Here is a 24,342-nt window from a genome sequence, read left to right as displayed (position 1 = left end):
ATGGTGGATAAGAAGCATTATGTTGAGGAGTTAAAGAATAAATTTCTAAGTAAAGAAGCTTGTATTGGTATATTGGGACTTGGCTACGTCGGCCTTCCCTTGGGGTTGACCTTTGCTGAAAAGGGTTTTTCCGTTCTTGGTTTTGACATTGATCAAGAAAAGATACATCTGATTTCTGCCGGTACATCTTACATTAAACACATCGGATCTGAGCGGGTGAACAATGCTGTTAAGGCCGGTCGTCTTTCTGCTACATCTGATTTTTCTCGTACGACTGAACCTGATGCTCTCATTCTCTGTGTCCCTACTCCTTTGGATAAGTACCGTGAACCTGATTTGTCATTTGTTATCAACACCTTTGAAGCCATGCTGCCCTATGTCCGGAAAGGACAGCTTATCAGCCTTGAAAGTACAACGTACCCTGGTACCACCGAAGAGGAACTCCGATCTCGTCTTGAGGAAGACAGAGGATTTCAGGTAGGAAACGATTTGTTCCTTGTATATTCTCCGGAGAGGGAAGACCCCGGTAACAAGAAATTTAATACCGCGACCATACCGAAGGTCGTTGGCGGAACAACACCATCATGTTTGGAAGTGGGAAAAGCACTGTATGGGGCCGTCATTGAGAAGGTGGTCCCTGTCTCTTCCACAAAAGCTGCCGAATTAACCAAACTTTTGGAGAATATTTATCGGGCTGTTAATATCGGCCTTGTGAATGAAATGAAAATAATAGCGGATCGTATGGGCATTGATATTTGGGAGGTTATTGAGGCGGCAGCTTCAAAACCTTTTGGCTTTACTCCGTTTTACCCTGGACCCGGGCTTGGTGGACACTGCATTCCTATCGATCCTTTTTATTTAACCTGGAAAGCAAGAGCGTACGAGGTAAACACTCGTTTTATTGAGCTTGCAGGTGAAGTAAATGCCGCCATGCCTGAGTGGGTTATAAATAAAACCATGGAAGCCTTAAACGAACAGGGTAAGGCGATGAAAGGATCAAGAATCTTGGTATTAGGGCTTGCTTATAAGAAGAACATTGATGATATAAGGGAATCCCCCTCTGTCCGGTTGTTGGAACTTTTACGGGACAAGGGGGCGGATTACGGCTATATTGATCACTTCTATCCTAAGTTTCCAAGGATGCGAGAGCACCATTTTGATTTGGAAGCTACCCCCTTTACAATGGAATACATTCGGGCGGCTGATTGCATCATTATTGCAACAGATCATGACGACTTTGATTATGATTTGCTTCAGCGAGAGGCAAAGTTGATTGTTGATACCCGTGGGCGGTATAGGAAAAATTTCTCGAATGTAGTAAAAAGTTAAGCCATGGTTATTTTGATGAATAAGCCGGGGCAACTTGCAAACCGGCTTTTTTTGTTTGCTCATTTTATTTCATCCGCTATGGAGCATAAGTTTACAGTCCTTTGTCCTTCGTTGGATGAATATGCTCTCTATTTCAAAAATTTTGCTGGTTCTCTCTGCCCCCGTTTTCCGTGCACATTTGTAAGAAGGTATAGCCAACAAAAAGCACATCAAAGGAATTTCTGTTATGTGCTATTAAATAAATTGGGAAGAATGGTTTTGAAGAACAAATCCCGCTATGGAATGTTGAGAACTGGACTTATTGCGACACATAGTGAAATATTTGATATTTCCCAAAAAGACATTGTTCGGCAGCTAAAAAAGCCGTTCTGTTTCATTCGTAACTACTTTTATCATGATGTGAAAGGACTGAAGAAATATCGAAATGAAATTGCTCCATTATTCGTTCTTTCCGATGAGTATGCAGAGAAAATCAAAAGCTTTAGTAAAGGCATGAGAAAGGATGTAGAGATTGTTATTGGCGTCCACATTCGCCGTGGTGACTACAAAACATGGCGTGGAGGTCAATATTACTTTGAAGATGATGTGTATACTCGGTTTATTGCCCAGGCAAAAAACCTATTCAGTGGGAAAAGGGTTCGCTTCCTGATCTGCTCGAATGAGTCGGTTGATGTGTCTGTTGGGGGCGATGCTGATTGCATTATGGGCCCTGGTTCAGAAATAGAAGATCTCTATGCATTGGCTGAATGTGATTATCTTATAGGTCCTCCAAGTTCATACTCTCGATGGGCATCGTTTTTATCATATAGCCCTCTTTTTGCGATTGAAGATCCTGATCATGTTCTTTGTTTGGAAGATTTTAAGGATGTCTTTGAAAGTCCTTGGATGACACATTCTACAGTGCAGCCGACCAAAGCAGGCTGATTGTGTTTTTTTCTGTTGTTATTCCTGTTTATAATAAACGTCCGCATATTCATCGTGCAATAGCATCCGTACTCAATCAGACCTATACAGATTTTGAGCTGTTGATAATTGATGATGCTTCGACAGATGGTAGTAAGGCAGAAATTGAAAACTTCTCTGATAGTCGTATCAGGAAGTTTTCAAGGGCAGAGCCCGGTCCCGGCGGTTATGCAGCACGAAATCTTGGTATTCGTGAGGCACGCAGTGAGTGGATTGCTTTTTTGGATGCGGATGACCAGTGGAATCCAGAATTTCTTGAAACGATTGCTGATCTTATACAATTCTTTCCAAGAGTTCATTGCTGCTGTGCTCATTATGATTCGATGGAAGTCAATGGAAAAAAATATGAATGGCCTTATGGAAAGAAGTATAAGAAGAATGGGAAACATGTTATTGGTTTCTTGACCTATATGAAGGAAACTTGTGCAAGGCGATCACCTCTATGGACATCTGTGGTTGTCGTACGAAAGGAATTATTTCGGCGTGTTGGTATGTTTCCTGAGGGGCGGTGTCGACGTGGTGGTGATTCTGATCTTTGGCTTCGTATTGTTCGTAATACCGATGTTGCCTGGTCTCCCTATATTGGGGCAACCTATTACAGGAATTCGGTAAATATGGTTACACATACTGTTAAAAAATGCATGGAACATTGCATCGATTCAACGATTGGTGATTTCCTATTATCGTCATGGAATAGTAAGAACTATGTAGAATATTACTGGCTTTTACGTCTAAAAAATCATTATAAACGCGGCGCTGTGAAAGATAAAATTCGTGGTGGAGAACTCAGCCTAAACGACCTTTCCGCCCTTTCGTTTTTTGGGAACCCCTTTCGTTATTGTTTTTACTTTCTTGTTGTCATGTTCCCCGGCTGTATTATTCGAGGAATGATTCGTATTTTTCGTCGTATAAAAAGAGCGTTTAGCAAACATGAAAAATAAGACACCACAGTATATCCTTCGTTTGGATGATGCAAATCCCTGTATGGATCGAAGCAAATGGGGAAAAGTTGAAACAATTGTTAATGCTTGTGGCATTAAACCTTTGGTTGCGGTGGTTCCCGACAATCGAGATCCCAAGCTTGCAAAAGAGGCGGAGGACCCTTTCTTTTGGCCGCGTGTCAAGGGATGGAAGGATAGAGGATGGGATATTGCGCTTCATGGATACCAGCATGTATTGCACCAGTCTTTCGGAGGCCTTGTGCCTATCAACCGTCGTTCGGAGTTTGTCGGTAAGGATCTATCAGAACAGAAGCTAATGATCGGTACCGGATATTCGATTCTGGCTGAAAAGGGTGTAATTCCAACCGTGTGGGTCGCCCCGGCCCATGGCTTTGATCGTGATACGCTACGGGCGTTAAAGGCTGAAACGCCAATAAGAGTGATCAGCGATGGACTTGCTTTGCAGCCGTTTATGTATTTAGGCTTTAGCTGGATTCCACAGCAACTATGGGGACCTGTTGAACGAAATTGTGGGGTTTGGACGATCTGCCTTCATCCGAACAATATGAATGGTGATGAGTTCGATCGTCTGGAAGATTTTTGTAAACAGCATGCTGAGCAGTTTATTTCAGTCTCAGATATAGTACCTGCTTCTCAACGGAAGAGATTGATCGATATATTATTTACTTGGAAATTTTTTTTACGTCGAAATGTAAAGGCTTGTCTACGGAGGTTGAAGTGATACAAACGATACGAAAGAAAGTTGGTATGACCTTTACCCGAAAATGGTTTGCTCGTTCTTGGTCGTATCGTGACGCCTTCGGATTTACTTCCTTACGACAATATCTTGGAAATGCGGTTCCGCCTTCTCTCCTTTTTTCCTGTGATCGGCGTTTCACTTTACTTATTGACCTAACGCTGGATACAGAGATTATTCTTAAAGCCATGCATAAAAATATGCGATATCAGCTTCGGAGAGCCGAAAAGGATGATTTTTCCTGGCGAGAGACAAAGGATACAAAGGCTTTTCAACGGTTTTATAATAATTTTGCCCAAGAAAAGGGCCTTCCGACTCTTCGTGATAACGTGTTGACGGCAGAGAAAACTCATCTCAATATATATGAAGTGGTTTTACATGATGATGTTGTTGTGACCCATGCCTACCTTATCGATCTCGAAGAAAAACGTGCTAGATTTTTATATGGAGCTTCCGTTCGATTGAATGAAAAGTTCGATCAAAACCTTATTGGGCGTGCAAACAGGCTTGGGCATTGGAAAGAGATGCAACACTTTAAAGAAATGGGGCTCCAGGTATTTGATTTCGGCGGTTACGCAAAAGATACAAATGATCCCGAAAAAAAGGGAATCAGCAATTTTAAATCTGCATTCGGTGGAGTAGTCGTTCAGGAAAATTCTTATAATTCACGGCTTTATCGACTCTACAGGAAAATAGGTAAATGAAAAGCGATATTTGTGTACTCTATTTGGGTGATGACATAACGCTACTTCATAGCCTATATCCGATATTGAGATCTAAACGATACCGTAGTAGATTTTATTTTACGGAAGATCTTGATTACATTCTGAATAAATCAACACAACCAACATTGCTTCTTATCCGTTATTTTAAACGAAGAGATATTGCTCAGAATACAGAGATTTGGAAACGCTTGCGAGATCGTTTTAAACGCATAATCTATTTTGATGATACGGCCAGTGCCGATGAAGTGAATCCTATTGCTTTTGATTACGTTGATCTCTATTACAAAAAGCAACTTCGTAGCAATATAGAAGACTATGCAGTCCCGGTTTACGGAAAAAGGATATATGCTGATTATTATCATCACCAGTATAAAGTTTCCGACAGCGTGGAATCTATTCGGCCTGCATTAGACGATGGCCAGCGGAGAAAACTTCGCCTTTCTTGGAACCTTGGTGTTGGTTGCTTTCCCAAAATGCGATTACGAAATGCCATTATACGCCGTTGGCATCCTATATTCGGTCTGCATGGAATACGGCAGATGTATAATGATCCGCGTCGATACAGACCGACAAAAAAAACTATCAACGCGGTAAGTGCACGCCTTGGGATGAATTTTGATCGCGAGTCTGTTGCCCAGCATCGTAAGATTTATCAATCTGTTTACTCCGGCAGCCCTTTGTTCCTCCAGGGAAGAATTTCTCTTAAAGCGTATAACCGTGAACTTCGGCACGTGCGTGCCGTATTTAGCCCCTTTGGCTGGGGCGAAATCTGTTTTAGAGATTTTGAGGCTATCTTGAACCGATCAATTTTGATTAAGCCTAACATGGATCATGTGACTACTTGGCCAAATGTATATATAGCAAATAAAACGTATATCCCAGTGGACTGGGAGGGGCATGATTTATATGCCACTGCAGAAAGAGTCATCAATCGGCCCCATGATTATGTGCAAATAAGCAGTTATGCTGCTGAAGCATATTTAGATGCATTTGACCATCTTGATTCTCGTTTAGGAGAAATCCTGAAAGAAATTGAGGGGGTGAGATGAGAATTCTTGCTATTATTCCCTCTTTTGCCGGAGGAGGAGCTGAAAGAACCTTCATACATATAATTGAGTATTTAAAAAAAAACGGACATGAAGTCGTTGTAATTACCCTCACATCAAAAAAAAACGATGCCTATACGCTTACACCTGAAATTAATAGATTTGATTTGGGATTTGAAAAACGAAAATGGTATAAGTTTAATATCTATATTGACATAATTCATCAAATACGGACCATTTCGACTGAGTATAAACCGGAATGTATTCTTTCGTTCTTATTAAAAGCAAATATTCTTTCAATTTTGGCATTAAAAAGGATTCCGATTGTTATATCTGAACGAAGCATTGTAAATCGTAGTGATAACTCTTTTCTTGCAAGAGGATTGAGGAGGTTGCTTTATTCCAAGGCTACTGCAATTGTAGTCATGACAAAGGCCGCTGTGGATGATATGGCTCATATCCTACCAAGAAAGAAAATACATGTTATAGCAAATTCTGTTATGGTTTCTCGCCCTCTAAAAGAATGTGAAGATACGCGAGCAACCATAAAAACGATGTATCAGGATCCTGACCATATCAAAGGTATAATTGTTTCTGCTGGGCGACTGCACCCGGTAAAAGGCTTTGATCTCCTCATCAAATCTTTTGCACAAATTGCAGAAAAATGTACCGGTTGGAATCTGCTTATTTTAGGTGATGGCGAACAGCGAGAAAAACTCTTAAAACTGATTGAAAAAGAGGGATTAACACATAGAATTGCTATGCCTGGACGGAAAAAAAACATTTATGATTATTTTCGTGCCTGTGATTTGTATGTGCTTTCTTCACGGTCTGAAGCATTCGGAAATGTATTAATTGAAGCAATGGCATGTGGGCTGCCCGTTGTAAGTTTCGACTGCCCATACGGGCCTGGGGAGATCATTGAACATGAGATAAATGGTATCTTGGTTCCTGAATTAGATACAGAAAAGCTTGCCGTTTCGTTGGAACGTATTATCAAAGATCATAAGAAAAGGGAAAGGCTTGCTTTTGCAGGAAAAAAATCTGTTGGCCGGTTTGATGAGCATAAGATAGATGCACAATGGGAAAATTTGCTTATTGAGTGTGGAGCAAAAAAGAATAATGCAAAAATCAGTTATTAAATCGAATCGCTTAGCGTATTACTCTTTAGCCATTCTTCCCCTACTTATGCTTTTCTGCTGGGTGATAAGGGGTTCGACATTGCCGGGCGTACATTATGAGCCGGTTTTTCCTTTCCTTTGGATGATAGGAACCGGAATGGCAAATCTTTCTCCTGTTGCATACACCATTGCTTTCATAGTAGCAATTCTGGCTGGGTACGTTTGTATCGTTATTGTTTCTTTCTCTGTAAACAGAGATATTGCTTCTCCTGAGGCTATTATCATTGGGATATGGGTGGGCGGTATCTTTTTCTTTGGAGGGTCTTGCTTCTTTTCAGTTCCTGATATGCTTACGATGGTAACAGCCTCGATTCTGCTCTATCTGTTGCTTCGTTCATCGAATACAGAACGTAATATGTCCTATTTATTTCTGTCGGGAATGATCATCGGGATGGCTACAGGAATAAAAATCGTAAATCTTGCTTTCGTACTTGCTCTCTGCATTCCGCCTTTTTTCTTTCGCTCCAAGCCTTTGGGGCGACGATTGCTTCAAAGCCTCATAATGCTTTTGGGGCTGTTTGTTTTTTTTGCGGCAGCCGTCGGGACCTTGGCACTCTTAGAACGTTTGCCTGATTTTCTTTCCGGTCTGGCAAACTGGTATGGTGAGTTAGGGGATAAAAAAGCGGTTTTTGGATGGTATATGACACGAAAACGTTTCATAGTGGATTGGGGCCGTTCCCTTTATATGGGGCTTGCCTTCTGTTTAGGGATAACAGGCGTTGGTTTCCTTGCCGATCGGCTACCCCGTCGTGTGTTTATACCTTTTTTCATTTTCTTGTTGGCTGCCCTAGGCTTGGCTATGAATGAGTTTCATATTATCTATGCAGACACGTTGCTCGGCTTTGCTTTGGTTCTGTTCTGTTTTACCTTGATAGCGGAAACGCGTCACCATCCGGAGTACCGTAGGCTCCTCGCCGTACTCGGTGTTTTTTTCCTGCTTGTGCTTTCCATATGGTCTACTCGTGATAATAAATACGCCTTATCGGGAATGATGCTTTTTTTCCCATCGATGATTTCGATTATAGAAAATAGAGCCCCCATGCGTTTTACCTCAGATACATACGCGGGAGACCTATCCGGGCATGTTACCTGTATTTTGAGTGAACAGTGGTTTAAAAGCGTGTATGGCTATGTTTTGATATTCTTCCTTGTTGGCCATATGATGCTGTTTGTAAAAGGCGGAACAATATGTCACTGAACCGTTTGCAAAATGCAGGGGGGCTTTTGGCTCTCGCTGCCGTTATCACAGTTCCTTTGGCTTTAATGTTCCAGGGCCTTGATTTTACCGATACCGGTTGGCTGCTTGCTAACTATCGAAATATTTTTTCTGCACCCGATTCTGTTTCATACTGGTTTCATCTCTGGTTGACAAATATTCTCGGTGGTCTTTGCATGAAGGTATTTTCGGGCCTTGGTCTTTACGGAATGAAGCTTGGAGCGGTGCTTCTTTTTTGGGCTTCGGCCGCCATTGTTTATTATACTTTACGTGATTATTTGACTCCGAACATGCTTTACCTCGGGTTGTTTCTCGGTCTTTGTTATGCGTTTGCCGGAAAAATCACCATTGTCCATTATAATAATACCTCGGCGTTCTTTCTTATTGTTTCCGGCGTGGCGCTTGTAAAATCGATAACATCCGGAGGCTTTGCACGGGCTTTAACTAGCGGAATGGCCGTAATTCTTGCTACCTTCGCACGTTTATCAGGAATACTTGGCATTGGCATGCTTATGTGCATTCCTTATGCGATTTTTTCCCTTGGTCTTGATCAACGTAAGGGGGTACGGATTTTTTTAGGCTATTGTATCGGTGTTCTTGCCATGCTGCTTATCATTGTTGGTATCATGTATTTGATGGGTCATTTGGAATTATATCACGAGTCTTTGTCCCTTCTTTTTCTGAAGTCTTCAGTCCATGATTCCTATGGTCCATTTCGAATGTTTACAAGGTTTATACGTCAAAATCTGCAAGCATTATTAGTTGGTATCGGCATTATTTCGGTTGCTGGACTCTTTTCTGCTGTGCTGGCTACTATTGATGATAGCAAGCATGTGATAATAAAATATTTTTTCTTCGCTTTGATTATTACTACCTCCTTTTTCGTTGATAGCAGGCTTTCGGTGCGGACTGGTATTTGGGGCCTTTCTGGGGTGTGCTATCTTATTTGTGGGATTCCAATATTTTTCCCGAAGCGTTTTGGTTCGGAAAGAACACTTTTGGCTATGGTTTCTATCTGTTTACTTCTTGCTCTTTCTGTAGGTTCCGACACTGGCCTCAAGGTTTCTAGTTATGGTTTTACCTTATCCATTCCTGTTGTGCTTGCAATTTTATCCACTTCCGACAGTGTTTTTTTTCAGACCGAAAGTCGTGGTAGATCGGTATGTGCCGTTGTTCCTGTAATCCTCATAGCAATAGTTTTACCACTTGGGGGGATCGATTTATACAATGGTATTTATCGTGACTCACATAACCGTCGATTGCTTACTACAGGGATGACAGATTCCTCTTTGAGAGGGGTTTATACCACGAAAACACGCGCTCATCTTATAGATGAAGCCGTTGCACAATTACATAATTATGTGGCACCTGGTGATGAATTGATAACTTTAGAGAGTATCGGAATCTTTCATTATATATTAAGAACGCGCCCCTATTTACATAACCCTTGGCCCGTTCTTTATGAACCGGACTATTTTCGCCAATTATTGCAAAAAATTGAAGCGACAACTACGAGCTACCCGCCAATGATTCGTGCTTTGCATGATACCCGTAAAGGTTGGCCGAACAATGGGCCATTATCTTCAAAAAGGGAGGCCGTTGGCGTTCGTAATCTTATGAATGATTTTATTCAAAGGAACCGCTACGAGGCTGTCTGGAATAATGATATGTTTGAGATATTACTTCCGGCATCAACTCAATCCAAGCATCCTCGATTTTAGAATCGTCTGGAGAATTGTAATAGTAATCTATAGACTTTTTGTGTTACTTTTACACTATGAAACAGCAACACATTAACATTGGGTATTCCGTTGTCTTTTTTTCTCTGATTCTCTTTCTTGCAATGGGAACTCCCCTTTTCGCGGTCCCTTTCTCTTTACTATCCGATCATCCTGATGGCGATTATCCTCTGCATGATACGATTCGTTGGGAAGAAGGAGAGATACCTATCCTGACATTGCTTCCTGATGTGCCTGGTGCCGATGCCCTGCGAGAGCGTTTTTTCGACTACCGGCCGGAGGTTACGGTTCAGAAACTGTATCGTATAAAGCTCCCTGCCCAATTGGATCTTTCGGATAGGGAACTTTTTACCGCAGTGGTGAACGTTCTTGGCACTCCGGAAACACAAGTAGGTTATACCTACCACAGTTCCAGGCGGGATGAGGATGTCGTTTTGTTTGAGGAGACATATATTTCGGATAAGAAGGGGAAAAGGAAGGATTCTTTTTCCTACACGCCTGAGGATGTACCTCAGTCAATTTCATACTACCAATATGTTGACGAGGCGAATTTTTCCGGAACCGTTTTGAAGGAAGAAATTGAGGTTGGTGACGACTTTCTTAGTTTTCGTTCGACAAATATTGAACGGATGTGGTACGCCATTGTCCCTGTTCTGAAAGCCGGAGGAACTCGAAGCGAAATGTTGATGTTCACTGCCGATGGATATCTGTATGTGTACAGTGCAAGTCAAGTCGAAGAAGAACCGGGAGCGAGAAAGCTTGGTGTTCCCATTCATTTGCCGAGTATGTTCGGAAAGCGGATGGATGTGATGGCAACATGGGTGGAAGACCAATTGATGAAGAGGCTGAAGTGAAGAAGATACTTGTAACGGGAGCGGCGGGGTTTATCGGTCATGCAACCGTCTGTACATTGCTTGATGCAGGATGGACGGTTGTCGGTATTGATTCGATTAATGACTATTATGATACAGCTTTGAAATATGCACGCCTTCATACGACCGGTATCGGGGAGGAGGGTGTGGAATATGGAAAAATGATAGGTTCTTCCTGTTACCCCGAATACCGTTTTATGCAATTGGCCCTTGAAGATAGGGATGCTGTTGCCCGTCTTTTTCGGGAAGAGAATTTTGATGTTGTCTGTAACTTGGCGGCACAGGCCGGGGTTCGCTATAGTCTGGAAAATCCTTTTGCTTATGCGGATAGCAATTTGACTGGGTTCCTTTCGATCCTTGAGGCGTGTCGTCATGCCGACGTTTCGTATCTTGTGTACGCATCAAGTTCCAGTGTCTATGGAGAAAATCGTTCGGTGCCTTTTCGGGAAAGCGATCGGGTCGATAATCCGGTCAGCTTGTACGCTGCAACTAAAAAGGCCAACGAGCTTATGGCATCTGCCTATAGTCGCCTATACGGCTTTTCTACTGTGGGGCTCCGCTTTTTTACCGTATACGGTCCTTGGGGGCGTCCCGATATGGCTCCGACGCTTTTTCTTTCCGCAATGTTTGAAGGCAGGCCCATCAAGGTATTCAATAATGGTAATATGAAGCGGGATTTTACCTATATCGACGATATTGTCTCGGGAGTTGTACAGGTTATTTCTTCTCCTAAAAATGATGGTTCCCACACTCTCTACAATATAGGGAGGGGAAAACCTGTCGATCTCTCGGAGTTTATCGACCTCCTTGAAAAATATTCCGGACGTAAGGCCCAAAGGAATTTACTTCCCATACAGCCAGGCGATGTTCCCATCACCTGGGCCGATACCTCCTGCCTTGAACGGGATTTCGCCTACAGGCCCTCTACGCCTGTGGAAGCGGGGATCGCGCAGTTTGTTGAATGGTATCGAGAGTTTTACGGTGAGTAGCGTGTCCATAATGAATCGCAAAGCGGGATAGCAATCTTGGCACGCAATGTCGTATATACCGCAATCTTCGATAATTACGATCGTTTAAGGCCCATCAAATTTCATACGGCTCATTGCGATTTTGTATGTTTTACTACATGTGATAAAAGGAAAAAATATCAGGGGTGGACGCTCATACCTTTTTCTGACGACAGATTTGATGCTGTTATGCGCAATAGGTTTCTTAAGATTCATCCGCATGTTGTACTAGGACAATATGAGAAATCATTATATATAGACGGGAATATTGAACTTTTGCAGGATCCTTCCCGCCTATTAGATACTATTTTGTTACAAGAGAGGATTGCTGCACCCCAGCACCGCATGAAAAACTGTGCTTATGAAGAGGGCGAATATTGTATCAAGATCAATAAGGCTCCTCAAAAAGATGTTCTCGATCAATTGGCCTACTACGAGGCTGCCGGATTTCCTCGGAACTGGGGATTGACCGAGAATAACCTTTTAATGCGGAGGCATAATGATCCTGCGGTAATAAAGCTCATGGATTGCTGGTGGGAACAATTGCAGAGATGGTCAAAAAGAGATCAAATATGTTTCCCTTTTTGCCAATGGCAAACAGGTATAACCGTGAAAGCAATTGCATTGGATATACGATTGCCCAATAGGTATTTCAGATGGTGGCAACACGATACTAAAGCAATTGGTATAATAAAAAGACAATATCGAATCCTGAAGAAAAGAATTACGTGGCGATTATATCGTTTTAGAGAAAAAAATTGCAGCATTTTATGACGGGGGGATTGTAATGCCGTTTGAATTCAAAAGGTTGGCCATTGAAGGGCTTGTCGTTGTAAAACCACATGCCTTTGTGGATGAGCGGGGATTTTTCATGGAAACGTATAAAGCATCTGCATTTCAGACGGCCGGTATTCATGAGATATTTGTGCAAGATAATCACAGTCGATCACGAAAAAACGTAATCCGAGGACTACATCTTCAGAAGAACCCTTATAGTCAGGGCAAGTTGGTCCGCTGTGTCGCTGGGGTGGTGTGGGATGTTGCCGTTGATTTGCGGGTTGGGTCTCCTACCTATAAACAATGGTATGGCCTGGAACTTTCTGCAGAGAACAGGCTCATGTTTTTTTTGCCGCCAGGCTTTGCTCATGGTTTCGCTGTATTAAGCGATACCGCAGAGTCGGTCTATAAAGTAACTGCTGAATACGCTCCAGAAAGCGACGGAGGGATACGGTGGAACGATCCTGACATAGGTATTAAGTGGCCTATTAGTGAAGACGAAGTTTTGATTTCGGAAAAAGATAGAGGGCTCCCATGGCTTAGCGACTTGGAAGAACCATACGTATGATATGGTTAGTTGGATGCAAGGGGTTACTTGGTCGGGAGGTTTCTGATGTTCTGGAAAGGAAGCAGCTGCAATGTATCGGTACCGATATTGAAGTTGATATCACTGATAGTGAGGTCGTAAAAAAATTTGTAGCACGACAAAATAGCATTGATTGGATTATTAATTGTGTGGGCTACACCGCTGTAGATAAGGCTGAAGATGAACCTGAGGCTGCGGAAAAATTGAACGTTTTAGGACCTCGCTATTTAGGAATGGCAGCTGAAGAAATCGGTGCGAGGATTATTCACGTCTCAACCGATTACGTATTTGGTTCTACAGGGGATTCGATTGACAGGCCGCTGGAGGAACGTGATCCTACTGCTCCTGAGTGTGTGTACGGCCGGACCAAATTGGCTGGGGAGTTTGCAATAAAGAAGGCAACTCGACGTGCCTTTATAATTCGTACAGCCTGGCTCTATGGTACGTGGGGAAAGAATTTTGTATTCAGTATGCTGCAGCTATTCAAAGAACGCAGCATGGTCAAAGTTGTCCGGGATCAAATTGGCTGCCCGACTTGGAGCCGTGTAATGGCCGAATTCCTTGTCGAAATAATCGAAAGGAATTCCGATAACTATGGGGTATACCATTTTTGTGGGGGAGGGCAAGCTAGTTGGTATGAATTCAGTTTGGAAATTGCCCGTTTAGCGCAAGAATTGGGTATCCAAAAAAAACGAGTTTTAATCGAACCTTGCACCAGCGATGAATTTGCTTCTCGGGCGAAACGACCAAAATGGTCTGTATTATCGACGGTTGCAACTGAAGCGGCTTTCGGTATAAAGACAAAACCATGGCAAGAGAGCCTTGGTGAGTTCATGAGCATGATAAACGAACAACATTAGTATTATAGGTAATGTTTCTATGCGGAGAATAATATGTATATTGATATGCCTTGTTTTTTTTCATCCCCTGTTTTCTTTTGCAGAAATCTTGCCTGCAACGATACAAATTGAAAATAGCTTTCTTTGGGGATCGGACGATGATCTTCCCCATTGGCTTACTGCCAATAGCTGGGGTACAACCGAAGATACGGATATACAGGATGTAATAGACATCTCATTTGCTCAACTTTTTACAATAAACGACATAATCAGCTTCATCTACGGTTTTGATGTCGCGACTAATGTATCTGAATCTTCGAGTATATCGATCGAAGAATTATACTACCAGTTCAACCTCTACGGCTTTTCGGTGTATGCCGGAAAAAAAAGGCAAACCTTGGGCGACGTGTATGAACCTCTTTCCACTGGTTCAATGGTGGTAAGCGAACATGCATCACCAATACCACGCATAAGTGCCGGTTTTTTCGACTATGTTCCTGTTCCCTTTACACGCAATATCCTTGAGGTAAAGGGATTAATCTCCCATGGTTGGTTTCAGGGAGACCGTTATACGGACGGTATTTTGCTGCATGAAAAGGCTTTTTACGGGAAGGTAAATCTTCCCTTTGGAATTTCACCCTATGTCGGCTTGGTTCATGAAGCCATGTGGGGTGGTTCAAATGATATAGGAGAAGACGGCGGTATCACCTGGGAGAATTTCTGGCGTATCTTTTTCGCAGACGAAGGGGGCGACGATGCCCCTACAAATGAACAGCTCAATAGGTTGGGCAATCATCTCGGTATCTGGGATTTCGGAATTTATGGCGAGATCGCAGGTCTTGACCTGCACGCCTATTACCAGCACTTTTTTGAAGATCGTAGCGGATTGAAATTCTTTCAGAATGGAATTGATGGCCTATGGGGGCTTTCGATCGAACATCTGCCCTTTCCTTATGTTGATACGTTCCTATATGAGTATGTACAAACTACTGACCAAAGTGGTGATGTTCATAATATTGGTGATGAAATCTTAGGCGGTTTTGATCGTTACTACGACAACTGGTTTTATCAGAATGGTTGGACCCACCTCAATTCGGTGATTGGAAACAGCTTCTTTTCTACTATTGGGTCTGATGAAGATCTAAAAATTGCCAACAACCGTATGAAGATCCATCATGTGGGAATACATGGGAGCATCGCAGCCCTTCTTGAATATACCGCGCTCTGTTCTTTTGCCCGCTATTATCCGGCATATGTTCTTGATGCTGACAATAATCTTGTAAGCTTGTATGACAGGGAAGAATATCTCATACATACCTATTTCGAATTGGAGCGTAAGAGTTTGTTTAATTATGGCTATCTATCCGGTCGAATAGGCTTGGGGTATGATTTTGGATCATTGAAAGATTCCTTTGGTCTTCTGATTTCGGCAGAATGGAATTTCTGACCCAAAAGCTATGACTATGATCAAAAAATGGTTCAGCGATACATTTTTTAAGCGATTAATAAAAAATGTATCCGTTTTAATATCGGGTAATGTTGTTGCCTCGCTCTTTGGGATTATCTCCATGACCATAGCGATGAAATCCCTAGGGGCCCTTGCGTATGGATCCTTTATCCTGATTCAGACCTATATTCTTTCGATTGATGGATTACTGAATTTTCAATCCTGGCAAGCACTTATAAAATATGGATCTGATGCAATTTCGGAAAATAATCAATCCGAACTAAAAAAATATATCAAGTTAGGTTTCTTGCTTGATATTGCCAGTGCTGTATTAGGCCTTCTTTGTGCCCTCTTGTTAGTGAAATTCGCCGGTAGGTGGTTCCGTTGGGATGGCACAACGCAACGTTTAGCCACGATCTATTCGCTCTTTATTATTTCTCACATTTACGGTACGCCAATCGGCATATTACGGCTTTTTAACCGCTTTTCGTTGATTTCCGTACAAAAAATTGCAATGTCGATAACAAAAGTAATAGTACTGTTACTTTTGCTGATAAAAGGAATCAATCTTTATAACTACACGCTTGCGGTTTTGGCCATTGAAGTGTTCGGTAATTTATTGTTGGTTGCTTTCTCGTTGTATACGTTGAAGGCCGAGGGGCTGGAGGACTGGATGTATGGCTCCATAAAGAAGAGCAAGCAATTCCTTCTGTTTTCTATCTGGAGTAATCTCAATACCACCATTGCCTTGCCCGTGAAAGAATTCGATAAAATTCTTGTAGCAAAACTGATATCCAAAGAAGCTCTTGCTGTATACGATTTATTTAAGAAGATATCTCAAATCCTTTCGAAATTTGTTAATCCGATATATCAGGCGATCTATCCCGAATTGGCAAAGTTGATCGCGGATGGAAAGTTAAAAAAGGCTATCCATAGTTTCTTCAAGATTGTTATTATAATATTCAGCACTTCCATTGTTCCTGTGATAGTATTTACTTTTTTATCCAAAAATATTCTGGCCTATTTGTTTAGTAAAAATTTTATTCACTACTGGTATGTTCTAAGTATGTATGTTTTTATTCGTATGATAGGAGTTTCTTTTACGGCCCTTGATCCTTTGGTTACAGCAATGGGCCTTATACAGCATAGGTTCTGGATTACCTGCATTGCAAATTGCTTGTATTTGGTGGTCGCTTGGTTTTTAGGCTCCCAGTACGGCCTTTTGGGCATTACCATTGCTTTGGGCCTACAGTCGTTTATGACAATTGCGATAAAATTAATCATTGTTCAGCAAAAGAGTTCCAACAGTAATGAAAAATGATAATATGCTCATATCGGTAATGATTCCGACGTATAATCAGGAACACTTTATCGCTCAGGCCGTGGATGGAATATTGAGGCAGGATTATGAGAATATTGAGGTAATCATATCGGATGATTGCTCTACCGATGGCACATTTGAAAAGATAAAACCGTTCCTCGATGATCCTCGTGTCAGGTACTATAAGAATAATATTACTATTGGGAGTACTGAGAACTACAAGAAAACCTTGTACGAACGAACACACGGAGATTGGGTTATTAACATCGATGGCGATGATATTCTTACCGAGTGCCATTATTTCTCGCATGCGATGAGGATAGCTATGAAAACTAGAAATGTTTCCATAATCTATGCTGATAAAGGAATCATAAAACCTGATCAGCCATCATCGTATAAAAGGACGCTTTCTAAAACTGATTTTAAGATTTTGTCTGGGGAGGAAATTCTTCTTACTTATTGGAAGAAGCATTATCAACTAAATCATTTAACGGCTCTTTATGACCGGAAACTAGCGGTTTCTATAGATTTTTATTGTTCTGATATTATCAGTTCCGATTTGGAATCTCTTTTACGCTTACTTCCCGGGCATAATGTTGTATATATTCCGAAGATAGTTGGCATGTGGAGAAGTCATGGGGATAATGCAAGCAGAGTTCAGGATGTGGATACCCGCTTGGAAAACATCAGCTATGTAATGACCGTTTATCGATATTTGGAAGAACATAATTATTATTCGCGAATCAAAAGAATGTATTGGAAAAATAAGATGCTCTATTATCGTATCAGATCTAGTATCGCAATTTTGCTGGCAAAAGAGGGTGTGAAGGGTGGATTCGAATTCTGGAGAAAATCATTATCGCTATATCCTTTGCTGACACTTTTGTCTGCATTTGATGCGCGTACGATATACCATCTATTGCAAAGATGGCTTCCCCTATTTCGAGCGGAACATGAAGAAATATAAGATATTAGGCCTCTTATTAAATAATGAGCTCCGAACCGGCGGGCATCGTCGCTATCTGGAGCTCCTTTCGGGGCTTGCGGCAAAGGGGCACAGCGTCCATGTTGTAGTGAATCAGGATATGCAACTCCCCTTTACCGTGGAATGTACGCTGCTGCCAATTTCCGTAAAAATCGGCCGTAAAAGGGCCATAGCATTTCAAAAAAGCGTGCATAAAAATGTCGAGGAAATCACTGAGCGTGTTCCGGCTATAGATCTTGTTGTGGTCTTTGGTGAAACACACTATTTTGCAGGGCTATTCCTCAAGAAATACTATCATGCGAAGCTGCTTTTCTCTTTTCGCAGCAATGTAATTCAGGAAGATCTTTACAAGCTAAAAAGTGAGAACATGAACATAGGCGGCCGGCTGAAACTGTGTGTGGAGATGGGAAAATATTGGTGGTATGAAAAGCTAATCGCCAAGAATGCCGATATGATCGTATTCCAAAGCAGATATGATCAAGGCTCTTTTCTGTCGAGAAATGGCTCTGTGGCTGAAAAGTGCAGGATAATCGGTGGAAATATCTGTACGCCGTGGTTTGCCGCAGAATTTTCTGGAGCAAACAAGAGCAGATTACTTCGTAATATCCTTTATATCGGCAGCATCAACACACGTAAGGGAATTCGCTTTTTACTGGATGCCTTTGAATCGCTGTGTACCAGGAACGATGGCCTTACACTGACTATAATCGGCTTCGGTCCCGATGAGGAGAAGTTACGAGATCGCGTTTTGCATTCTACCGCTCGCAAGCAGATTAATGTTGTAGGGAGATGCAGTGACCCCTTTCCCTATTTGCAGGACACGGATGTGCTGGTCGTCCCATCATTGTTCGACAGCTATCCCAATGTCGTATTGGAGGCGATCTTCACGGAGACGGCGCTCCTTGCCTCACGAACCGGAGGAATTCCGGAGATGCTGGAATACGACGAGCTCCTATTCGAGCCCGGATCGGCCGTGGCGATTCAAACTCGAATAGAAAGGCTGTATGATGAAAAAGCCTTTTCCCGTAATAAGGCCTTGGTAAAAAAACTTCGAGCCAAATTCGAATTCGATTGGGTCGCGGAATTCGAAAAGCTCATATATGCTATTCTGTAACCCCTGCCAGCTTTTCCCAGACATCCAGCATCTTCCGGGCACTTGGCACCCAGCTTTTAAAGCTTTCTGCATGCTGAAGCCCGCGTCGGATCAATTCCCGTCGTTGTGTCGTATCGGAAACAAGCTGTTCAAACAGGTTTGCCAGTTCGTGGAAATCCTGGGGATCTTTCATTACCAGAGCTGCATCCCCTACAATTTCGGGAATTGCAAAAATCGGTGAGGTGATGACCGGGCAACCACAGGCCATTGCTTCGATATTCGGCATACCGAATCCTTCGGCCAATGAAGGAAACACGAAAAGCTTTGCACTGTTGTAAAGTTGGACAGCCTCTTCTTCCGTCACAAATCCGGCAAGAACTACCCGATTTTCTATGTTAAGACGTTGTAGTTCGGCACGAACCCTTTCGTTTTCCCATTGCCCTCCACCAATGACCAGCTTTATCCCGGTGTCGGCCCGTTTTTTTATAAATTCGGCAAAGGCACGTAAAAGGATCCAGGGGTTTTTCCGCTCTGAAAAGCGGCTTAAATGAAAAATAAATGGTTCTTCGGGTCCCAGAAGCAATCGTTTCGGGAGCAGTCGTCCGTCTTCCGGCAGCAGCCTATATGCACTGTTAACAGCGTTATAGCAAACGCTCACCCGTTCCGGACGTACTCGAAAGTGCTCGACAAAGTAATTCTTACTTGTTTGTGATACGGTAATAATATGATCCATTTTTCGGGCATAGTACGGTACAAGTATTCTTTCGTGCAGCATTTCGGCATGTCCATAGAATTGGGGGACTAAAAGCTGCTCGACCCCGTGGATGGTTGCCGTTTTCTTGCCCGAAGTGGCCCATATAGGGGCGAAGATCGTCAGTGGGGTGAAATGAAGGACATCGAAATGGTGTCGGCGGAGGATTGCCGCCGCACGCAGGGGATTGCGGGGAATGAGGATTTCTTCGTCCACTTGCTTGTAGATCGGATTATCGCTTGCTTCGTAGTGGATGAACACAAAGCGGAGTTTGGTATTCAGTTCCAGGATATGCTTCATCATTTCATGCAAATGATGGCCGCTCCCGCTTGTCCAATTGTCAAGTTGCTTTGAAAATACACCTATGGTAGGGTGGTTCATAGCTTACCCTCCGTCCGGGTAGCTTAGCGTATCCGGAGACAGAGAGCAAGCAGAAAGAGGTTAACGCAATGGCTAATATTACCGTGCTTTCTATCTATGATCGTATTGCCTGCTTTCACACCTTACGGCCTTTCCTTCTCTATCATGATCAAGCCCTCTTCGATTACACCAATTCCGTCGATTTTTGCTTGCAGCGTGATCGTAATCGGATTCTCGTTATGGTTCGCTGGTTTCTTAAACCCGATCGGGTCGATATGGAGGTGATGCGCCGCCTTCGTGATAAGTATGATCGCATCATTTTTTTTCACGATGATGCCGGGGGAGGGATACCCCGTGCACAGGTGTTGCCCTATGTAGACCGCTTTTATCAGAAGGCATTATTCCGGGATCGTTCTCTATACCAGCATTCTCTCTACGGAAAGGAACTGTACTCCGACTATTTCCATCGTGAGCACGGTGTTGATGATCCGAACCCGATAACAAGGGCGGCGGTAGAAGATACCGAACAATTAAAGAAACTAAGGCTTTCGTGGAATATCGGTATCGGTCAGTTTCCCAAGAGAAAGTATCGACAACGTTTTGCCGTGGCCATAGCACGTCTGGTGGATCTCAAGCTTGTAAGAGCCTTTCATTCCCCTGTCCGCCGTGTCGCTTTTTCCAAGCTTTTTTCTAAGGCCCGTGATATCGATGTGCACGCACGCCTGGGATTGGTAAAGCAACCCAGCCTTGCGGAGCAGCGCCGACTTATTTTGCAAAAGATAGAGGGGGATCCTCGTTTTCTCACAGGAGAGGTGGGGCAGCGCCAATACAATCACGAATTGTCCAGGTCCCGAATAGTCCTCTCCCCCTTCGGCTGGGGTGAGCTCTGTTTTCGGGACTTCGAAGCGGTTCTTTCCGGTGCGGTGTTGCTAAAACCTGATATGAATCATTTGGAGACCTGGCCCGATATATTTGTTGATGGTGAAACCTATGTCCCGTTTGCCTGGGATGCAAAAGACCTGTTGGAAAAAGTAGATGCAATACTGACGGATGATACCTTTTGTCGACGTATTGCTCAAAACAGCTATACTGCCTATCATGATCAGCTGCAAAGACTTGATGATCGATTTGAAATCATACTCCAAGATATAGTATCCGGGGAGGGGTAATTTTCATGACCCATATTTCAATGAAAGAGATCAGAGATTCGCTCCCGGAAGAAAAGAACCGTGCCGATTCTCTTTGGACTCGTTATATTCTTAGGCCGCTTTCGGTACCTGTTGCCTGGCTTTGTCTACGTTGGGGGCTACGAGCCAATACTGTTTCGTATCTTTCTGCCCTTATTTGTGTGTTTGCCGCCCTTCTGTTTGGATCGGCTTCTCTGGGGGGGGCGATTATTGGGGCTCTTCTTTTTAATATGTTTGCTGTTCTTGATTGTGCCGATGGAAACATGGCGCGAGCCACCGGTACTACCGGACCCTATGGTGCATGGGCCGATGCAATCGGCGGATATGTGGCCTATGTTACGGTCTTGTTAAGCCTCGGCTATGCTGCTGCCGTTCGAAACGCGCTTTTTTTCGCGTGGGAGCCCGACGGTAATGTCTGGGTATTACTTGGGGGAGTAGCTGCAGCTTCTAATATCCTGATGCGGCTTGCCTTCCAAAGCTACCGAAATATTGCTCCTGAAGGAAAGGCGGAAGCAAAAAAATCAATCGGTTTGGAAAAGCTCCTGAGTGAAAATCTGGGTGTCACCGGGGTGTTGATGCCAGCGCTTTTTGTGGCCCTTCTTGCCGGAGGGCTGGGATATGTTATGATTTTCTATACGGTTTTCTATGGGTTGGGATGCGTACTGGTCCTCCTTAAATTGATTCGGAAGGTAGAGCATGTTTCGAGAAAGAAATGAGACCTACATGCTGCTTTTTGTGGTGGTCGATACCCTATCGACCATCCTCGCCTTTTGTGCCGCAGTTGCCGTTCGTTTTATCATTCAGGAAGCAAATCTATTCGAGTTCTATGCCATCGATCTTCGGGAATATATGTATATAGGCCTGGTCCTTGCCTCTTCGCAGGTGATGGTCTTCTATTTTATGGATTTGTATCGTCCGGGGAAGATTGGCTTAGTAACTGATGAGTTTAATCGGGTAGTGCTGGGGACAATCGTCACCATCTTCATGGCGCTGGGGGTTATTTTCTTTCTCAAGACCCATCGATATAGCCGTCTGGTCGTACTCTATTTCGGAATTCTGAATGTCGCTTTTGTTTCCCTCGGTAGGGCAATTGCCAGATTCTTTATTAAGAAAATGCTCTTGAAAGGTCGGCGTATACGTCTTATCCTGGTTCTTGGCACCGGCAGAACCGCAAAGCAGTTCGAAGAGGTGATTCAACGAAACCGGCTTTACGGCTATCTGGTCAAAGCCTTTGTCCGCCTCCCTGAAGAGGGAGAAGTTAAGGTCGAAAGTGATAAGATTCTTGGTTCGTTTGAGGATCTTCCCCGACTCCTAACCGAAATCAGGCCTCATCACGTTATCTTTGCATGTGATTCCACCAGCAGTGATATGCTCCAAGGGGCAATACAGATGTGCAATCATGAAGGAATCCATATGCATGTGATACCCAGTTTCAGCGAATTGATTACTTCAAAGGGCCGGCTTGAGAGCCTTGAAGGAATCCCTCTCATCACTTTGCGCGATATCCCTGCTCGAAGGGGCTTTAATCGTTTTTTTAAGCGTTTGTTCGATATTATCTTTTCCCTGTTGTTTATCATCCTTTTTTCTCCCTTTTATATTCTTATTGCTCTGGCGATCAAACTTACATCGAAAGGACCTGTCTTCCTTTCACAGGAGCGGGTCGGACTCGACAACAAGTTATTCAAGGTACTGAAATTTCGTACCATGTCTGTGCAGCAGCCGGGGGATTCCGATATCATCTGGACTACCAAGAACGATCCCCGAGTAACACCTGTCGGTCGAATCTTGCGAAAATTGTCCCTTGACGAAACCCCGCAGTTTTTTAACGTATTTACAGGAACGATGTCGGTCGTCGGCCCCAGACCGGAGCGCCCCTATTGGGTCGAACAATTTAAAGAGCGCTATACCGGATACATGCAGCGTCACGGCATGAAGGCCGGTATCACCGGATGGGCTCAAGTCAACGGCCTTCGCGGCGATACCTCCATCGAGGAACGGGTAGCCGCCGATATCTATTACATTGAGAACTGGTCGATTCTGCTCGATCTAAAGATTATTCTGCTTACCCCTTTCAAAAGTGTTATCGACAGGAATGCCTATTAGATGAGAATGCACATTTGTTTTATCATAACCCGCGGAGATTCCATCGGCGGTGCCCAGATCCATGTTCGTGATATGGCCATAGCCTTGCGTAAAGATGGCCATGATACCTCGGTTTTGGTTGGCGCTCCAGGGGATTTGACCGACCAATTGGAGCGTGCAGGGATTCCCTGGGAACATGTTCCTCTCCTTGTTCGTCCCATTCGTCCATGGAAGGACCTTCTCGCCGTTTTCTCCGTCGCCTCGAGGCTTCGGCGTCTGAAACCGGATTTGGTTTCCTGCCATACTGCCAAAGCGGGTATGGTTGGGCGGCTTGCCGCTTTCGTTGCGGGCCGGCCTTCTATTTTTACTGCCCACGGCTGGCAGTTTGCCGATGGAATACCCGGCAAGCAGGCAAAAGCGGTATTACTTATCGAAAAGCTTATCTCGCCATTGTGCCGCAAAGTCATTACGGTCAGTCGGTATGATTATGATCTTGCTGTGCGTAAACGGGCGGTGAATCCTAAAAAGATGCTTACTATTCACAACGGCCTTCCGTGGATGGAGGATCGGGACACCTTTGGGGCGTCCCTTGCCGAAAGGCCCTGTCGCTTACTCATGGTCGCCCGGTTCCAGGAGCAGAAAGATCACGCCAGCCTTTTGGCCGCTCTCGGCGGTTTAAAAGAGCTTTCATGGGAGCTTGATCTGGTCGGAGACGGTCCCGGTATGGAAACCGAGAAGGAACGTGCCCGGGACTTGGGATTGGAGACGCGCATCGAATTTTCGGGTCAACGGTTGGATGTTCCCGAGCGGATGGAGAAGACCGATATCTATCTGCTTATCAGCAATTGGGAGGGCTTTCCCCGTAGTATTATTGAGGCAATGCGCGGGGGACTGCCGGTGATCGCCAGTGATGTCGGCGGCTGCAATGAATCGGTTGCCGAGGGGGAGAGCGGCTTTTTGGTTCCCAGAAGCGATGCAGAGCTTTTGCGGAAGCGGATCGCCACACTCATCAACGACCCCGCCCTGCGTCGGCGCATGGGTCGGTCCGGTCGTCGGCGTTATGAAGAGTATTTCACCTTTCAGATCATGTATGAAAAAACACTCGAACTCTATCGGGAGGTTTTGGCGTGATCCGTTT

General features: G+C 43.8%; 23 protein-coding genes. 22 read left to right on the top strand and 1 reads right to left on the bottom strand.

Translation table 11 applies throughout. The features are described from left to right. The 18 genes from SPIRS_RS21420 to SPIRS_RS21335 all read left to right on the top strand — a co-directional run bounded on the left by SPIRS_RS21420 (window position 1) and on the right by SPIRS_RS21335 (window position 18,845). Window positions 1-1,329, top strand: coding sequence for a nucleotide sugar dehydrogenase (locus SPIRS_RS21420; RefSeq protein ID WP_013256788.1), 1,329 nt, complete (start codon window positions 1-3; stop codon window positions 1,327-1,329). A 3-nt stretch (window positions 1,330-1,332) separates the two neighbouring features. Continuing rightward, window positions 1,333-2,253 carry an alpha-1,2-fucosyltransferase gene (locus tag SPIRS_RS21945; RefSeq protein WP_013256787.1) on the top strand — a complete coding sequence of 307 codons (921 nt, stop codon included), beginning with the start codon at window positions 1,333-1,335 and terminating at the stop codon, window positions 2,251-2,253. Continuing rightward, window positions 2,211-3,233, top strand: a complete 1,023-nt coding sequence (locus tag SPIRS_RS21940; protein WP_083771520.1) for a glycosyltransferase family 2 protein — start codon at window positions 2,211-2,213, stop codon at window positions 3,231-3,233. The genes SPIRS_RS21945 and SPIRS_RS21940 overlap by 43 nt, the downstream gene beginning before the upstream one ends. Beyond that, window positions 3,223-3,975 carry a DUF2334 domain-containing protein gene (locus SPIRS_RS21405; protein WP_013256785.1) on the top strand — a complete coding sequence of 251 codons (753 nt, stop codon included), beginning with the start codon at window positions 3,223-3,225 and terminating at the stop codon, window positions 3,973-3,975. Before SPIRS_RS21940 ends, SPIRS_RS21405 begins: the two co-directional genes overlap by 11 nt. Continuing rightward, window positions 3,972-4,694 (top strand): peptidoglycan bridge formation glycyltransferase FemA/FemB family protein, encoded by a 723-nt coding sequence (locus SPIRS_RS21400; RefSeq protein WP_013256784.1) that lies wholly within the window; start codon window positions 3,972-3,974, stop codon window positions 4,692-4,694. The genes SPIRS_RS21405 and SPIRS_RS21400 overlap by 4 nt, the downstream gene beginning before the upstream one ends. Then, window positions 4,691-5,764, top strand: coding sequence for a hypothetical protein (locus SPIRS_RS21395; protein ID WP_013256783.1), 1,074 nt, complete (start codon window positions 4,691-4,693; stop codon window positions 5,762-5,764). The genes SPIRS_RS21400 and SPIRS_RS21395 overlap by 4 nt, the downstream gene beginning before the upstream one ends. Next, window positions 5,761-6,903 (top strand): glycosyltransferase, encoded by a 1,143-nt coding sequence (locus SPIRS_RS21390; protein WP_013256782.1) that lies wholly within the window; start codon window positions 5,761-5,763, stop codon window positions 6,901-6,903. Before SPIRS_RS21395 ends, SPIRS_RS21390 begins: the two co-directional genes overlap by 4 nt. Further along, window positions 6,884-8,140, top strand: coding sequence for a glycosyltransferase family 39 protein (locus SPIRS_RS21385; protein ID WP_041866163.1), 1,257 nt, complete (start codon window positions 6,884-6,886; stop codon window positions 8,138-8,140). Before SPIRS_RS21390 ends, SPIRS_RS21385 begins: the two co-directional genes overlap by 20 nt. Then, window positions 8,131-9,879, top strand: coding sequence for a hypothetical protein (locus tag SPIRS_RS21380; RefSeq protein WP_013256780.1), 1,749 nt, complete (start codon window positions 8,131-8,133; stop codon window positions 9,877-9,879). Before SPIRS_RS21385 ends, SPIRS_RS21380 begins: the two co-directional genes overlap by 10 nt. Window positions 9,880-9,935: 56 nt before the next feature. Then, window positions 9,936-10,751 carry a DUF6675 family protein gene (locus SPIRS_RS21375; RefSeq protein ID WP_013256779.1) on the top strand — a complete coding sequence of 272 codons (816 nt, stop codon included), beginning with the start codon at window positions 9,936-9,938 and terminating at the stop codon, window positions 10,749-10,751. Beyond that, window positions 10,748-11,758 (top strand): NAD-dependent epimerase/dehydratase family protein, encoded by a 1,011-nt coding sequence (locus SPIRS_RS21370; protein WP_013256778.1) that lies wholly within the window; start codon window positions 10,748-10,750, stop codon window positions 11,756-11,758. The genes SPIRS_RS21375 and SPIRS_RS21370 overlap by 4 nt, the downstream gene beginning before the upstream one ends. A 36-nt stretch (window positions 11,759-11,794) precedes the next feature. After that, complete coding sequence (locus SPIRS_RS21365; RefSeq protein ID WP_013256777.1) at window positions 11,795-12,550, top strand: glycosyltransferase domain-containing protein; 756 nt, start codon at window positions 11,795-11,797, stop codon at window positions 12,548-12,550. 13 nt (window positions 12,551-12,563) lie between these two features. After that, a complete protein-coding gene (gene rfbC, locus SPIRS_RS21360) occupies window positions 12,564-13,121 on the top strand; it encodes a dTDP-4-dehydrorhamnose 3,5-epimerase (protein WP_013256776.1) in 558 nt (185 codons plus the stop codon). Next, the gene (rfbD, locus tag SPIRS_RS21355; protein ID WP_013256775.1) at window positions 13,118-13,999 is read left to right on the top strand and encodes a dTDP-4-dehydrorhamnose reductase; all 882 of its coding nucleotides are present in this window, start codon (window positions 13,118-13,120) and stop codon (window positions 13,997-13,999) included. The genes rfbC and rfbD overlap by 4 nt, the downstream gene beginning before the upstream one ends. Window positions 14,000-14,087: 88 nt before the next feature. Next, window positions 14,088-15,425 (top strand): capsule assembly Wzi family protein, encoded by a 1,338-nt coding sequence (locus SPIRS_RS21350; RefSeq protein WP_245537649.1) that lies wholly within the window; start codon window positions 14,088-14,090, stop codon window positions 15,423-15,425. 10 nt (window positions 15,426-15,435) lie between these two features. Continuing rightward, the gene (locus SPIRS_RS21345) at window positions 15,436-16,746 is read left to right on the top strand and encodes a lipopolysaccharide biosynthesis protein (protein WP_013256773.1); all 1,311 of its coding nucleotides are present in this window, start codon (window positions 15,436-15,438) and stop codon (window positions 16,744-16,746) included. Further along, window positions 16,736-17,713: a glycosyltransferase family 2 protein gene (locus tag SPIRS_RS21340; protein WP_013256772.1), complete on the top strand. Its 978-nt coding sequence runs from the start codon at window positions 16,736-16,738 to the stop codon at window positions 17,711-17,713. Before SPIRS_RS21345 ends, SPIRS_RS21340 begins: the two co-directional genes overlap by 11 nt. Then, complete coding sequence (locus SPIRS_RS21335) at window positions 17,700-18,845, top strand: glycosyltransferase family 4 protein (RefSeq protein WP_013256771.1); 1,146 nt, start codon at window positions 17,700-17,702, stop codon at window positions 18,843-18,845. Before SPIRS_RS21340 ends, SPIRS_RS21335 begins: the two co-directional genes overlap by 14 nt. Here the strand turns inward: SPIRS_RS21335 and SPIRS_RS21330 are convergent. After that, window positions 18,835-19,956, bottom strand: coding sequence for a glycosyltransferase family 4 protein (locus SPIRS_RS21330; RefSeq protein ID WP_013256770.1), 1,122 nt, complete (start codon window positions 19,954-19,956; stop codon window positions 18,835-18,837). The genes SPIRS_RS21335 and SPIRS_RS21330 overlap by 11 nt on opposite strands. 68 nt (window positions 19,957-20,024) lie before the next feature. On the opposite strand from SPIRS_RS21330, the gene SPIRS_RS21325 reads away from it, so the two are divergent. The 4 genes from SPIRS_RS21325 to SPIRS_RS21310 are packed head-to-tail and all read left to right on the top strand — an operon-like array spanning window position 20,025 to window position 24,335. Beyond that, window positions 20,025-21,104, top strand: a complete 1,080-nt coding sequence (locus tag SPIRS_RS21325; protein ID WP_013256769.1) for a glycosyltransferase — start codon at window positions 20,025-20,027, stop codon at window positions 21,102-21,104. A gap of 5 nt (window positions 21,105-21,109) precedes the next feature. Continuing rightward, a complete protein-coding gene (locus SPIRS_RS21320; protein WP_013256768.1) occupies window positions 21,110-21,838 on the top strand; it encodes a CDP-alcohol phosphatidyltransferase family protein in 729 nt (242 codons plus the stop codon). Beyond that, the gene (locus SPIRS_RS21315; RefSeq protein WP_013256767.1) at window positions 21,819-23,225 is read left to right on the top strand and encodes an undecaprenyl-phosphate glucose phosphotransferase; all 1,407 of its coding nucleotides are present in this window, start codon (window positions 21,819-21,821) and stop codon (window positions 23,223-23,225) included. The genes SPIRS_RS21320 and SPIRS_RS21315 overlap by 20 nt, the downstream gene beginning before the upstream one ends. Further along, window positions 23,226-24,335 carry a glycosyltransferase family 4 protein gene (locus SPIRS_RS21310; RefSeq protein WP_013256766.1) on the top strand — a complete coding sequence of 370 codons (1,110 nt, stop codon included), beginning with the start codon at window positions 23,226-23,228 and terminating at the stop codon, window positions 24,333-24,335. The last annotated feature ends 7 nt before the right edge of the window (window positions 24,336-24,342 follow it).

This window comes from Sediminispirochaeta smaragdinae DSM 11293, from assembly GCF_000143985.1.
GTDB lineage: Bacteria > Spirochaetota > Spirochaetia > DSM-16054 > Sediminispirochaetaceae > Sediminispirochaeta > Sediminispirochaeta smaragdinae.
The sequence above is the reverse complement of the archived record's forward strand: the minus strand, read 5'-3'. Positions and strand labels throughout refer to the sequence as shown.